The organism is Bradyrhizobium sp. AUGA SZCCT0182 (assembly GCF_018130185.1).
GTDB lineage: Bacteria > Pseudomonadota > Alphaproteobacteria > Rhizobiales > Xanthobacteraceae > Bradyrhizobium.
Genome location: NZ_JAFCLY010000017.1, coordinates 131,259 through 145,390, shown reverse-complemented (window position 1 = coordinate 145,390; position 14,132 = coordinate 131,259). Strand labels below are relative to the sequence as shown.

Genomic DNA, 14,132 nt, shown 5'->3' with positions numbered 1-14,132 from the left:
AGGGATCAGGAGTTCGACCATGGATGATATTGTTACCGAACACGCAGGAAGCATCCTGCGAGTCAAGTTTAACCGCCCGACAAAGCGGAATGCGATGACGTCAGCCATGTACGTGGCTCTCGCGGGTTTATTTAACGAGGCGGCGAAGAACGACAACACGCGTGTCGTCCTCTGGCATGGCGCGGGAGATTCGTTCTGCGCGGGCAACGATATCGAGGATTTTCTCAAGAATCCTCCCGGACCTGGAGAATCTCCGCAAGCCCGACTGATGGAAGCGCTGGTCAACTTCGACAAACCGATCGTCGTCGCGGTCCACGGCGCCGCGATCGGTGGCGGCACCACCATGCTGACGCACTGCGACTTCATCTACGCGGCCGAGAGCACAAAATTTCAGATGCCCTTCATCAATCTTGCTGTCGTGCCGGAATTCGGATCGAGTTGCTCCGTGCCGGCGCGGATCGGTCATGTCCATGCGGCGGATTTGATCTTGTTGGGAACTCCGATTGATGCAAGGCGCGCAGCTGAGTTGGGTTTGGTCACTGAAGTCGTTTCAGACAAGGATGTCCTGGCGAGAGCGACCGAAACGGCCCGGAAATTGGCAGCGAAGCCGGCCGCAGCGCTGCAGGCCAGCAAGCGGCTCATGAAGCAACCATTTCGCGAGCAGATCAAAGCGGCGATGAAGGCCGAGAACCAAGAGTTCAGTGCGCAGGTCCGCTCTGAAGACGCAAAGGAGGCGTTCTCGGCTTTCCTGGAAAAGCGCAAGCCTAATTTCACGAGGAACATCAAATCTCCAGCGAACGCAAAATGACCATGGATAAGCCGATGAATGTGTGTGTGTTGATTGGAAGCCTGCGGAAGGCGTCGCTCAACGGGATGCTGGCGAATGCGCTGATGTCGTTCGCGCCACCCTCGATGAAGCTCGAAATCGCTGAGATCGGGCAACTACCCTTTTTCAATCAGGATCTGGAGGCCGCAGCCACGCCCGCGCAATGGACCGCGTTCCGGCAGCGCGTCAAGACAGCTGGCGCGGTGCTGTTCGTCACGCCCGAATACAACCGCTCGGTGCCGGCCGCTCTCAAAAATGCGCTGGATGTCGGCTCCCGGCCGTATGGCGGCAGCGTCTGGGACCGCAAGCCTTGTGCGATTGTCAGCCGCTCACCGAGCGCGATCGGGGCTTTCGGCGCCAACCATCATCTGAGGCAGTCGCTCGTGTTTCTGAACGTGCCGACCATGCAGCAGCCCGAAGCCTATGTCGGCCATGCCGACAAGCTCTTCGATGAACATGGCAAGCTCGTCAACGACGGCACCCGAAAATTCCTGCAGGCGTTCATGCAGGCATTCGCGAACTGGGTCGAGCGAACTCGATCCTGAGGCCGGCGCAGGCGGGCGGCCGCAGTATCCAGCTAACGTCGTCCACCAAGCGGGGACGACCGCAGCGTCCAGCGAGGGGTAAAAGAGTCGCTGAATTGCAGAGCAAGTCGGCGTGATGGGCTTCACGAGGGTCTCTGGCGGCGGCTCCACCCTGACCGCAGATTGAAATCGCGATCCGAGGCTCAAAACTGTATCGGTCTCATCCGCTCGAATTCGTCGTGGCACGCGTCGCTGAAGCCTCGCAACAGATCGATCGAGCCATTGATGGCCATTTCGCGCAATTCGACGAAGCTCTTGTCCGGCTCCAGATAGGTGTCCAGGATTCTTCGGGCCACGTCTTCGGCGCAATGGACCACCGGCTTTGAAGACAGCGCCCGCATCGCGCTCAGCTTCGCGTAAAGACCGACGAGGCCGGGAATGTCGGCCTTATCGTGCTGGAGCGCGTCAATGTAGCACTTCGAAGCCTCCTCGATGAAATCCCTGTAAAGGATCTGCCGGCGGCTCTTCTCGTGAAGAATCCACTCGGTGCGGACCTGGCTTCGGTGGTTCAGCCAAGTTGCAATTCCGCTGGTCAAGCCGCCGACAGCTGCTCCAGTGAGGGCGGCGAGTGCGGAGATGATGGAGACGTCCACGGGTGCAGTCCCCAATCTTCTGCAAAATCTGCGAGTGATAATTGCCGAGCCTAACTACTACTATGACGCAGGCGGTCGCGGCCCTTCGGAAATCAGCCGTGAGCTCCGTTGCCCCGACAGATACGACCAGAACCATTGCGTCTGGACGCGGAACCGGTTCTGAAGCTGCGGCAACGCAAGCACGTGCAGCGCGGCCCATACCAGCCAAGTCACAAAGCCGCTACTGCGGAAATGGCCGGCCTCGAGGATGGCAAAATTCTTGCCGACCACCGCCATATTACCTTTGTTGCGGTATCGAAACGGTCGACCGTCCTTGCGTCCTCTGACACGGTTGGCAATGACCTGCCCGACAAATCGGCCCTGTTGAATGGCTGCCTGCGCCACTCCGGGCACGGGGTGTCCATCCTGAGTCATGGTGGTTGCGTCGCCCGCCACGAATACGTCGGGCGCCTCGGGAATGTCCATGAAAGCGCCAACGAACGCGCGCCCGGCACGGTCTGTCTTCGTTCCGAGCATTTTTACCACCGGCGAGGCGCTAACACCTGCTGTCCAAAGCACGGTGGCGCTGGGAATCCGGACGCCAGCCGCGATGACACCCTGGTCGTCAACCTTCTCAACCTTTACACCGGTCGAAACTTCAACGCCGAGCTTGGTTAGTCGCTTGGCCGCTTTTCGCGACAGCGACTCCGCAAATGTTGGAAGAACACGAGCGCCGCCGTCTAATAACACAATTCGGCTCTTGGCTGGGTCGATCTTGCGGAAATTATTGCGCAAGGTCACCGAGGCCAGTTGAGCGATCGAGGCGGCAAGCTCAACGCCGGTCGGGCCGGCACCCACCAACACGAAGGTCATTTGGCGAGCGCGTTCTTTCGGGTTATCGGTCGATTCAGCCAATTCAAACGCACTCAGGATCTTGGTTCGGATCGTTTCAGCGTCGCTGAGGCTCTTGAGGCCTGGCGCAAAGCGCGCGAACTCGTCATGACCGAAATAGCTCGGACGCATTCCGGCGGCGATCACCAGGAAGTCGTAGTCGAGTTTTCGACCGCCAATCCCCGGGCAAACAACCTCGACGGTACGAGTTCCAAGGTTGATGCCCCTAACCTCGGCCAGCAATACGCTGAGGTTCTTCTGTTTCGCCTCAAGCTGCCGGATCGGCGCCGCTATTTCGGATGGCGCCAAAACAGCGGTGGCGACCTGGTACAGCAGCGGCTGAAAGATATGGTGATTACGCCGGTCGATGAGCGTGATTTCGGCATCGGCTCGCTTCAGCGCACGCGCCGCTGCGATACCGGCGAATCCGCCGCCAACGATCATAACGCGTTTCTTGCGGGGAATCGCATTGGCTTCTGGCGGCTTTTCCGGCGGAAAGGATTTGGTCAGAACTGTGCTCAATTGTGCACCCAATGTTGTTGTACGCGCTCCCAGTCGTTCGTTTTTATCGCAACGTCCAAGCCACCTCTTGAACTGCGTTGCGATGCATAGAACGTCTTTGCCACGAGATTTGGTTCGATTGACCGGCTGCCAGGCCGGGAATGAAGAGCGAAGTTCGCAGGAGCGAGTTCAAACGCGCCATGCGCGGTCGAAAACTGCCGACACGACCTCTATGGTGAACATCGGCAGCACCATAAATGGAGCAACCAGATCGAAAGGATCCGCTTTGGCGCGCGACCGTACCATGCTGCCCGCCGCAGGATAACACTCGACGCCGCAATACCGGCTACGCGTGGACAAATCGTGCAGGTAGCTCCGCTGAAGCGGCTGCGAGCACGCTGCGCAACAGGACGGCATGCGCAGAGTCCTGTGGTTCACCAACACGAAATTCATGGCTGTCCTCAGGTCGTTTGCGCTACCGTTTCATCTTGCGATGCGTCCTCGGGCTCCTACGCTCCCGCTGCTGTCGGACGGATTCGTTCCCGCCAAGATGACCTGCCTGCATACGTCGCTGAGCTCCGCGTTCTTCTGTCTAAGGCACGCAGTGATCTGGTCCGCATCAGGGATGAACGCACTACATAAGCGAAGCGCGTCGGGTGTGCAGGCGCGTCGTGCCTCCGGAGTTCCTTGCGCGAATGCAGAAGCGGGCGAAGCCAACAATGATAGCAAAGCCACGCGTGCAAGAGCTTTTAAGCGACGTCGCATCGACTTGTCGTCCGTCATTCGAAAAACCTCCAAAGCGAAACCGGACCCATCAACGGGTACCTGATGATGTGCCCGGAGCCCCTGCCCGATCCTTGGTACCGCGGCGCGACCGACGCGTATTGAACGGCGTTGCGATCCATAGAACATCCTTGCCGCGTTTCATTCGGGGGCTGGCAGAAAGCGCTCGAACAGCAGGCGCGGCAGGATCAGTCCCAGTGTCATGGCCAAGATAACCAGAATGCCGTGGTCCCGTTCACGACGACGCTCGTCAGCAGGGCAGTCGGCGCGTGCGGTCCGATCGAAACCAACTCGACCAGGCCGCCTTCGTCGCCTGCATCCTCGTCAGCGTCATCGTCACGCCGGTTGCCAACCGTCTGCATCTTCCGTTCGCGGCGCTCGGTTTCTCTGCGGTCGTCTCGATGATGCCGGGTTTCGTTTTGTTCCACGCCGCGAGCGGGTGATTGCGAGGATTTGTACGTGATTGCGCCGAAGGCGAATCCCCGGTCCCGAGTCGCTCTAGGGCGTGGACTCATTAGCACGCAGCCAAATTCGGATTGATGCAAGCTTGATGAACGCCAGATAGTTTGCCGCGAGTTTGTCGTATCGGGTCGCGACACGCCGACATTGCTTGATCTTGTTGAAGAACCGTTCGACCAGATTGCGCGCGCGATACAGATACGGGCTGAAGCAGATCGGATCTTTACGGTTTCGTTTCGGCGGAATGTTTGCCCATGCTCCTTGCTGAACGGGCAAGCTCCCTAATCCAATCCGCATCGTATCCCCGATCTGCAAGCAGCATCGTTTGTGGAAGCAAGGCGCTGAGGAGAACCGAACACAGCCGATTGTCGTGCGCTTCACCGGGCGTGAGGGCGAGATGGGTCGGCAGGCCATTGATATCCACCACCGCGTGAATCTCGCTGGTCAGGCCCCCTCGTGAGCGACCCATCTCTTGGTGATTGTTGTCCGCGATGCAGGCTCCATGCTGGTCTACACGCACGACGGAGGTATCGATCATCTGCACCGCCGCGTCATGACCAGAGGCCAGCGCCTCCATTATCTGGTCCCAGATGCCAGCCCGGCGCCAGCGCACAAAGCGATTGTAGCAAGTCGTGTATGGCCCATAGTTCTCCGGCAGGTCGCGCCACGGTGCACCTGACCGCAGCACCCAAAAGATGCCATTGAGCAATTTACACGCCGAACGCCGCGCGTCTTGTTCGGCAGCATCGGCTTGATGGCGGTCCATTCAAAGTCGCTGAGTTCGTAGCGCATGATTCGAGGCTCCGGTTTCGGAGCTTGAATCACGTCCGTCGCGGAGCCACTAATACTCTGAATTGACTTCCGCTTTCAGCGGCTAGCGGACATGGCCGGACTTACTGCTGGCTCGGTCGCGAATGACCTGAGCTGAACTCGCGGCCCAGCCGCCTGTTCTTTGGCCGGTTTACGGGCGCAATCTCCCGGCTCGCACTCGAAAAAGAGAAGAGAATCAACCCACGGCGCGGAAAAACTCCAGGAGATCGGCGTTGATTGTGGCCGCTTCCGTGGTGGGCATGCCGTGCGGGAAGCCCTTGTAGGTCTTCAGTGTCCCTTTCTTCAGCAGCTTTGCCGATAGCGGCCCGGCGTCGGCATAGGGAACGACCTGGTCGTCGTCGCCATGCATCACCAGGACCGGCACGGCGATCTTCTTGAGGTCGTCCGTAAAGTCGGTCTGCGAGAACGCGACGATGCCATCGTAATGCGCCTTGGCGCCGCCCATCATACCCTGGCGCCACCAATTCTGGATGACGGCCTCCGAGACCTTGGCGCCGGGTCGGTTAAAGCCATAGAACGGACCCGCCGGAAGGTCGCGATAGAATTGCGTGCGATTGGTCGCGACCTGCGCCTGAAGTCCGTCAAAGACTTCCTTGGGTAGGCCACCGGGATTTGCTGGTGTCTTCACCATCAGCGGTGGCACCGCGCTGATGAGGACCGCCTTTGCCACGCGGCTCTCGCCGTGCCGCGCTAGATAGTGCACCACCTCGCCGCCGCCCGTGGAATGACCGACGTGGATGGCGTTATTCAGATCGAGATGTGCCGTCAGCGCCGCAAGGTCGTCGGCGTAATGATCCATGTCGTGGCCGTCAGCGACCTGGCTGGAGCGGCCATGGCCGCGGCGGTCATGGGCTATCACTCGATAGCCGTTATTGAGGAAGAACAGCATCTGCGTGTCCCAGTCATCGGCCGACAGCGGCCAGCCGTGGCTGAACACGATAGGCTGACCTTTGCCCCAGTCCTTGTAGAAAATCTCCGTGCCGTCCTTGGTCTTGATGAAACTCATGTTTCCGTCTCCGTCGGTTGTGCGAGGGAGCTTGGTCTTTGGTGTAATCGGCTCCGAGTTCGCTGGCATCATACCAAGAAGTCCGCCGCCGAGCGCCGCAGCGCCTACTAACAGGATTCTCCTGGTTGCCGGCGCACCGAAAGTGTGACGATCTGGGTCTGTCATCGACGTCTCTCACGTTTTCTGTGGTTTTGGCCAAAATGCGTGGCGGCCTCCAGGCATCGTTGCACTGGTCAGCATTCGGTTCTTGGACGGATATGATCGATTTTGAACGCTTTTGCGTGTCGTTAGCCGGCAGAAATCTCTTAACTGCGCTCACCTCGACCCTCGATCGTCTTATGTCGTCCTTCTACCAGATGGCCGACTCTCCCATCGGATTAGTGCGTCGATCCCAGCTGACTGAGCCGCTATCCGTGATCAATCTCGCCTATTGCTACATCGCGTCATTTCGCTGCGGTACGGAATTTGGTCGCTACCGGGGCATAGCGGACATTGGTCAAGCCCTGCACCGATCAAGCTCGATTTATGAGTACGCGCCCTAGCCAGCCGCCTTGACGTCGGATTGGAACCGGCCGAGGATTTGTCGCGCGCGATCTTGATCCGGTGAGATAATCCCATCTGGCGCCCGGCCAAGAGCCGCACTGATATGTCTGTATGCCTCCAGCATTCGCTTCTGTGACAACAACAGCTCGGCAAGGTCGACCGCCGACTTCAATTCAAACAAGGTGGCGGACTGACGTCCTGCCCACTCGATCGACGCCAGAAAACTCTTTTCTGCTTCTGGATAGTCTTCGGCCGACCTTGACGCCAGGATAAGACCTTTCACCCTGAACAGGGCGGGCACGTACAGGAATTTTCCCCCGCGCTTCTGGGCATCAAGGGCAGTCGCCACCAACGTCAGCGCCTCCTCGTGCTGGCCCAAGGCGGCAAGGCCCACGCCGAGATCGCAGACAAAATCCATGTTCAGCATTTCATGACGTTGAGCCTCAAGGTCCTCCAGCGTCCTCTTCAGCAACGGGACGCCATCGCGAATATTACCTTGAAGGAGAAGCCACCGGCCTCGCAACCCAGTCGCGACTGCACGATATGGCCTCAGGGAGTGAGCTGCGGAGAGGTCGGTCAATTGCGCGATGTACTGCTCTGACTTCTGCCAATCGTCCAGAGCCAGATGGACAGGGAGAACCAGGCTCAGGGATTGGCACAATGTCGCTGGATGGCCGGATTTTTCTCCTTCCTCTATCGCAAGCCTTGCGTAGTCCAATGATTGGTCGAGCAGCCCTCTGTACAACAGGGAACGCGCCATGCCGGCAAGCAAGAGGCTGGTGTGATAGAACAAATGGTGTCCCGCGCGCAAGCGCGAGCCGGAGGTCGACTGCCGCAGCCCGGCCTCGAAATGCTTCTGTGCAAGCAGATGATTTCCCGCCAAATGATTTGCGGCACCCAGCATCGATTCAGCAAGTGCAATGTCGTCGGGATCCAGCGTTTTCAAAGCGACTTTTTGGCTTCGCGCGGCGATATCGAGCGCACCGGGAATGTCGGTTGTCCAACGCGAATACATGAAGAGTCCGCTCAGAAGCCTGAGCTCGTAGGAAAGGTCCTGCTGCATGACCGCAAGGTCTAGCGCTCTTGAAAAAGCGGAGCGAACGCTCAGATTGCTGCCTTCAGTGTGCATCAAGGCAAGGGGCAGCGATGCGCAAATTTCCAACTCGCGACGGGAGTTTTTATGCTGATCTCCCAGTCGGGCCATTCCCTCTTCGGCCCAGGCCTGGCATTCGATCAATAGCGACAGCTCCAGGAACAGCTGCATTGAAGCCGCTGCAAGTCTGGTCGCGATCTCGTCGTTGCCGTTTGGTCCAAAACTCCATTCCAGCGCCGACCGAACATTGCTGAGCTGGCGCGAATAGGTGGCAACTCTTTCAACCCTTGGCAGGGCCGATAGCATCTCTTTTTGCGATTCGAGCTGTTGGGCGACGCATTCCGCGTGCCGCAGGGAGATTGCGTCGAATTCGTCATGCTCCTTCAACTTTTCGAGCGCATAGGCGCGCGTTGTGTCCAGCAATCGATATTGTGGCTGCCCATCGTCAAGCTGGGTACATATCAACGACTTTTCGACCAGACCTGCGATGGCGTCACAAACCTCCCCCTCGTGAGAGCCTTGTTCGCTCGCGACATGTCTTGCTCCCTCAAGGCTGAAATGTTCGACAAACCGGGCAATTCGTCTGAAGACAATCCTCTCCCCGCCCGACAACAGATCGTAGCTCCAATCCATGGTTGCCTTGAGCGTCTGATGTCTCGGGACCGCCGTTCGATGGCCGAGTTTCAGCAACTCCAGCCGGGATGCGAGCCGAGCGACCGTGCTCCGGAGCCCCAACGCGGCCACCGGACCGGCAGCCAATTCGATTGCGAGCGGCACGCCATCCAATCTTCGGCACATATCGGCGACAAAAGGCGCCTCGTCGTCGGTGAGAACGAAATTGCCGCCTCTTGCCGTCACGCGCTCAACAAAGAGCTGAACAGCGGGATAGCGCAGCACGGCAGCCGCCGTTTGCTCCGAACCCGCTGGCGGAGAAGCGAGCGGAGAGATGCGGCAGCAATGTTCGCCCTCTACCCTCAAGGATTCACGACTCGTGGCCAGGAGATGGACTTGTTCGGCCCCCTGAAAGAGCTGCTCGGCGATCGACGCGACGGCCTCGATCACATGCTCGCAATTATCTAGGATCACGAGCAGCTTTCTCGACCGAACGAGATCGACGAGCTCCAAGCCTGCTTCCTTCGATTTCAACCCGAGCCCCAAGGATGTCCCGATTGTGCGCGCGACATGATCCGGACCGGTGAGGCTTCCGAGGTCGACAAAGTAGACCGCTCCGCCGAGCTCTTCGGCAAGGGCATGACCTGCCGCGACAGCGATGGTCGTCTTGCCAATGCCACCGGGGCCAAGCAGGGTGACGAAGCGCTCCGCTCGCAGTTTGTCCATGACCTCCCTGAGCACCGGCTCCCGCCCGACCATCCTGCGCGGCCGCGCGGGAAGCGCACCCCGGTATCGCCGAGGGGCGGCGTCGGCCGCACCGTCACTGACCCCGGTGACAGTCCCGACGAACGAGTAGCCCCGTCCCTGAATGTTCGTGATATACCGGTTGCCGAATTTGCCGTCTCCGAGCGCCTTGCGGATGGCGGCCACGTGTACGCGCAGGCTGCCCTCCTCGACGGTCACATCGGGCCAGACATGATCAATGAGTTCTTTCTTGGTGATGACCTCACCGGGGCGCTCGGCAAGATAGATCAGAACCGCCAGCGCGCGGCTCCCGAGGGGCAGCACGATATCATCGCGTCGCAGCTCCCTCCGATCGCTCGAGAGCTCGAAAGGACCAAACCTCAGGGTATCAGCCATGGTCTAAGCTCAACACGACGAATGCGTCGTGCTACCGTGCGATATCAATCGTTCAACGTACCAATGAGCACTCGACATTGCCAGAGCGCCACCTCGAAAGCCGGCTGCCGGCCCGGCTCCCTGATGTAGCAACCCGGCTCCCGGCTTCGCTTCACTTATTTGTTATCTAGTCCCGACCATTTCGAGCATTCTTTGAGGTCAGGCGCGCAATTCCCCGGAGAGAATTGACCGTAAAATGGGCCAATCAGACCACGCGCCTTCTGGACTTCGCCCGCACCCGATCCAGATACCGCGAGTTCCAATCCAGACAATTCAAAAGGCAGTGTTGATTCCAGGCAAGTGACGAGGTTCATTGGCCTCGGCTAGGGCAACCATTGACCGATCGATAAGTGCCAACGCTTCTGCACGCCCGTCCTGCTGCGCCGAGCGCTGGCTCTATGACTTCATTGCTGTATCTCGTGTTCGCGTCGCCAACCGGCTGGACTTTGCCCAAAGGCTTGCCTGAATAGTCTGCACAGATGTGCCTGATCGGAAAATCCAACGCTCAGCGCGATTTCGCTCAACGAAGCTGAACCGGTTATCATCAGATGGCAAGCCTTCTCCAACCGCCTCTTGACCACGTAAGCGTGTGGCGGTTCTCCGAAGCTTAGCTTGAACGACCGCGAGAAGTGCGCCGGGGTTCGCCGCGCGACGGCGCTGAGGTCCTGAGTGTGAATGGTCCGGTGCAAGTTTTTGTCGATAAAGGTCCGCACCCGCGCGATCTGCCAGCCGGCCAGCCCCCCTGTCCTGAATCGCTTCGCGCCAGAAGAGCGTTCAATTTCCGACTGCAAGATAGTGGAGGCCGTGGCCAACGAGGCCTTCGCCGCCTCGCGGTCGTGCTCGAACTCGCGCCTGACCACTTCAAGAAGCTGTGCCAGGCTGCCCGCCAGATAGCCGAACTGAAGCGCGGCTGGCGGAGAATTCGATGCAGTGCTTTGAGACGCTTCCATGTCGATCCTTCGAAGAGCAGCCCGGCGCGGGAGAACATGGTGCAAACGGTCCCAGTTGGCTTGTTAAGTAGCGTTCTGAAGTATTAATTGCAGCGCAGCATGCGATAACATCGAGATATCAATGAGATGCGACGGTATTCGCTAGTCGAGGGCTGTTTTGGACGCCTTGCCGACTGGCACTCAGATCCAGAACGCTATAAGGCCGACCAGGATGCAGACGTAGAGGGCGGCCTCCGCAAGTGGCGGATTGGCGAATATCGACCTCAATCCGAGGCGGCCAACAACAAACCGGATTGCGATCAGGATGACCACGGCGAGGAGCAGGTACCTCACAAAGGGGTCAACCAGGACGCCCCCCAGATCAATGTCCCTTGGCGCACGCATCGGTTTCACCCAAGTCGACTTATTAGCCGGTCGAGGATTCCCCGATCGGGCTTCGGTGCCGGAGCTTGCCTCCCGCCAACAACCGAAACGCTGCAAGTCATTCCTGCGATGAGCGGCACATCTTGCGGGCCTTGGCCGATGCTGATCCGCACCGGAATGCGCTGCGCGAGACGAACCCAAGTGAATACCGGATCGACATTCGGCAGGCCCTGCGTGCTGCTTGCGGCGTTCGCGGCACTGATACCGCCCGTGATGCTTTCGATCCTGCCTTTGACCGGTGTTTGATAACCAAGCAGCGTCGCCTCGATTTCGTCTCCGACATGGATGTGAGCAAGCTTCGTTTCCTCGAAGTACGCGTCGATCCAATAGGAATTTTGGTCGATCACCGAGACGTTTGGCGTGCCGACCCGCGCAGAATCGCCGACCCGCATCAGGAGGTTTGTGACAAAGCCGTCGACAGGCGAACGGACCTCCGTCCTCTTGAGATTGATCTCGGCTTGTGCAAGCGAGGCTTTGGCGCTCGCAAGGGCGGCGACCGCGATCTTCTCGTTGCCGTCGAATACCTGTTTCTCCTCAATCGAGGTAGACAGCGTAGTAAGCGCCGCCCGCCGGGCGTTCTGCGCCTTCTTGACTTCGAGGTCGGCCTGACGGCTCAGGATGGTCGCTTTCGCGTTGTCCAGCGCCACCTCGAAATCAACTTTTTCGATGACGTAGAGTATATCCCCCTTGTGAACATGCTGGTTGTCGTAAGTTCGCACCTCAACAATCTGGCCGGAAATCTGCGGCGCTACATTTGCGACCTGCACACGAACCATACCGTCGCGCGTCCACGGCGACGTCACATAAACGAGCCAGCCATAACGCGCAGCAACAAGGGCTGCCACCACAAGCACGCCGGTCGCAAGGTATCGTAACAGCTTGACCACTGATCGCTTTCTTGTGACTGGCGCTACGCCCATCGCCCCTCTCCCCTGCTAACGAAGCTCCGGCCCGCGAAATGCCGGATCCTGCGCCTCTCGCGTTCCAGCACCAGGCTCGCGGACCACAAGTCCGTTACCGCGGCCAACAGCGTTTCCTGCGGCCCGCCCTTGCCTTCCTGCATGCGTCGAAGAATTGATCTGGCGCCGGCGTAAAGTCGTCGGCTATTCCCGGACTGAAGAGCCCGTTGCAACGGGCCAAGCATGGAGCAAATGGCCGGATCGTCTGAGCTCTGCTCCAGGTGAGCGTAGGCCGCAGCCGACGTGAGCGACAGGTCGTTGGTTGCGAGAAGGCCCTTAAGCACTTCCGGATGCGACCCATGTTTACCAGTGGCCGCGGCAACAAAGTCGGCAATCCTGGAGGCCAGGGCGATGCTCAGCGCCGACAGGCTGTATTTCCGGCCGGTCACCGACGCCGCCAACGTTTCCTTCGCGGCCCTGACAACGGCGCGTTGCTTGTCGAGATCCGATACCGGCCACACTAGTCGGGACGCCAGAAATACGACACCGAGGGCAAATGCCACGAACACGCATTGTGAAAAGAAGCTGAGCGCGTTGAACGATTGAGGGTTGGACGGCGACAGCAAGAACAGGAACATGACGTTCATCATCACTCCGATGCCGGCGATCTTCGGATTGGCGCTGAGCAGACAGCCAAAAAACATCATCGGCGCGATGGCGATCGCGAGCCGGATAAAGTCCTGTGAATCAGTGAGGAGGTAGAAGTGGACGACATCGGCGCTCACCGCGGCGAGCACGAAACTCGCCATGGCGGCCACCACGGCTTTCGAGGGATCTAGCATTGTAGTGCTCAAAGCACACACGATTGCAGTAATCGTCAAAGCCAATGCGGACGCTGGCCATCCTGCAAGCACGAGAAAAAGGGTGCCTGCCGAAAGCGCAATCCCGATACGAATTGCATTTTGCAGTGCGAAGAAGACCTCCTTGCGGTGTGGCAACCGCACATCACGAGCCGGCTCGCTCCCTTCGCGCAGGGACAATAGTCCGTTCTCAAGCTGAGTGATGGATTCCACGCAGCGATGAGCCTGCTGAATTTGCCCTATGGCTGCGACGGTCGCGTCAGGACGTGACAATTCTTCGTCGCGCAGCGTGGCGAGGAAAGCCAGCGCCTCCGAGCGATTGCCATCGAGCGCAGCAAGACATTGGTGTCTGATGGTTACGGCCAAGGGATCGCCACGGTCAAGCAAGTGCACCAATCGAACCTGTTGGACAATCTCGACCAGCGCCAGCATCGCGCTGCGCGCGCCACGGGCCCGCTGCCGGCCATCTGCCATGTCGTGAGCGACGATGTCCACCTCATCCCTCAAAGCGGCAATCTGTGCGAAGAGCATTCCTGCTCTTTTCACATCGTCCTTGGCTCCGCCCAACGCGTCGCGCGCGTAGCCGCGCACATCATGCCAGACCTGGGTTATCCGACGCTCCAGCCCAGGCCAAACCGGCGTCGATCCGAAGAGATCGTTGATGAGTGTCACGCAAAGGATACCTATCGTGATCGCGGCCACCCGATCGGTCATTGTTGCGAACACCTTTTGCGGCGCGTCGATATTGACGACCGTGATGATTCCGACGGTGTAGCCGGACAAGACGGCGGCATAAGCCCGAAAGCCGCGGAAATAGCTCGCGATGAATACACAAACGCACATCCAGAGAATGAACGCCGCGAGCAGGCCGACACGCTCGCCGGGGAAGAGACCAGCGATCACGATGGACATCGTGGCGCCGATGAACGTCGCGGCGATCCTGTTGGCGGCTTTCGCCAGCGCGGCCCCGCGGGTCGGCTGCGCCAGAATAGCGACGGTCACTGCGGCCGATGATGCTCCTCCAAGCTGCAGCCAGAACGCCACGTAGAGCGCGGTGACCGCTGCCAGCCATATGCGCAGCGCGTGTCCCCATATGTGAACCGGTATCACCATCTGCGAT

General features: G+C 59.2%; 11 protein-coding genes and 1 pseudogene. 3 read left to right on the top strand and 9 right to left on the bottom strand.

The annotated features are described in order from the left end of the window. The first annotated feature begins 19 nt into the window (after positions 1–19). Positions 20–808, top strand: a complete 789-nt coding sequence (locus tag JQ611_RS19570; protein WP_212466319.1) for an enoyl-CoA hydratase — start codon at positions 20–22, stop codon at positions 806–808. A gap of 2 nt (positions 809–810) precedes the next feature. Continuing rightward, the gene (locus tag JQ611_RS19565; RefSeq protein WP_212466337.1) at positions 811–1,371 is read left to right on the top strand and encodes an NADPH-dependent FMN reductase; all 561 of its coding nucleotides are present in this window, start codon (positions 811–813) and stop codon (positions 1,369–1,371) included. 182 nt (positions 1,372–1,553) lie between these two features. Here JQ611_RS19565 and JQ611_RS19560 read toward each other — a convergent pair whose 3' ends face one another. Beyond that, the gene (locus tag JQ611_RS19560) at positions 1,554–2,003 is read right to left on the bottom strand and encodes a hypothetical protein (protein ID WP_212466318.1); all 450 of its coding nucleotides are present in this window, start codon (positions 2,001–2,003) and stop codon (positions 1,554–1,556) included. Between the two features lie 60 nt (positions 2,004–2,063). Continuing rightward, the gene (locus tag JQ611_RS19555; RefSeq protein ID WP_249133296.1) at positions 2,064–3,395 is read right to left on the bottom strand and encodes an NAD(P)/FAD-dependent oxidoreductase; all 1,332 of its coding nucleotides are present in this window, start codon (positions 3,393–3,395) and stop codon (positions 2,064–2,066) included. A 1,031-nt stretch (positions 3,396–4,426) separates the two neighbouring features. On the opposite strand from JQ611_RS19555, the gene JQ611_RS19550 reads away from it, so the two are divergent. Then, entirely contained in the window at positions 4,427–4,600 is a 174-nt protein-coding gene (locus JQ611_RS19550; RefSeq protein ID WP_212466317.1) for a hypothetical protein, read from the top strand. 55 nt (positions 4,601–4,655) lie between these two features. Here the strand turns inward: JQ611_RS19550 and JQ611_RS19545 are convergent. The 7 genes and pseudogenes from JQ611_RS19545 to JQ611_RS19515 all read right to left on the bottom strand — a co-directional run bounded on the left by JQ611_RS19545 (position 4,656) and on the right by JQ611_RS19515 (position 14,125). Beyond that, positions 4,656–5,408: pseudogene (locus JQ611_RS19545) on the bottom strand (IS5 family transposase). Between the two features lie 214 nt (positions 5,409–5,622). After that, positions 5,623–6,453, bottom strand: coding sequence for an alpha/beta fold hydrolase (locus JQ611_RS19540; protein WP_212466316.1), 831 nt, complete (start codon positions 6,451–6,453; stop codon positions 5,623–5,625). A 538-nt stretch (positions 6,454–6,991) separates the two neighbouring features. After that, positions 6,992–9,841, bottom strand: a complete 2,850-nt coding sequence (locus JQ611_RS19535) for a winged helix-turn-helix domain-containing protein (protein WP_212466315.1) — start codon at positions 9,839–9,841, stop codon at positions 6,992–6,994. Positions 9,842–10,284: 443 nt separating this feature from the next. Next, positions 10,285–10,830, bottom strand: coding sequence for a helix-turn-helix domain-containing protein (locus tag JQ611_RS19530; protein WP_212466314.1), 546 nt, complete (start codon positions 10,828–10,830; stop codon positions 10,285–10,287). Positions 10,831–11,010: 180 nt separating this feature from the next. Continuing rightward, complete coding sequence (locus tag JQ611_RS19525) at positions 11,011–11,214, bottom strand: DUF1656 domain-containing protein (RefSeq protein ID WP_212466313.1); 204 nt, start codon at positions 11,212–11,214, stop codon at positions 11,011–11,013. Positions 11,215–11,219: 5 nt separating this feature from the next. Further along, entirely contained in the window at positions 11,220–12,140 is a 921-nt protein-coding gene (locus tag JQ611_RS19520; RefSeq protein WP_312012030.1) for an HlyD family secretion protein, read from the bottom strand. Between the two features lie 23 nt (positions 12,141–12,163). Further along, positions 12,164–14,125, bottom strand: coding sequence for an FUSC family protein (locus JQ611_RS19515; RefSeq protein WP_212466311.1), 1,962 nt, complete (start codon positions 14,123–14,125; stop codon positions 12,164–12,166). Positions 14,126–14,132 lie beyond the last annotated feature (7 nt).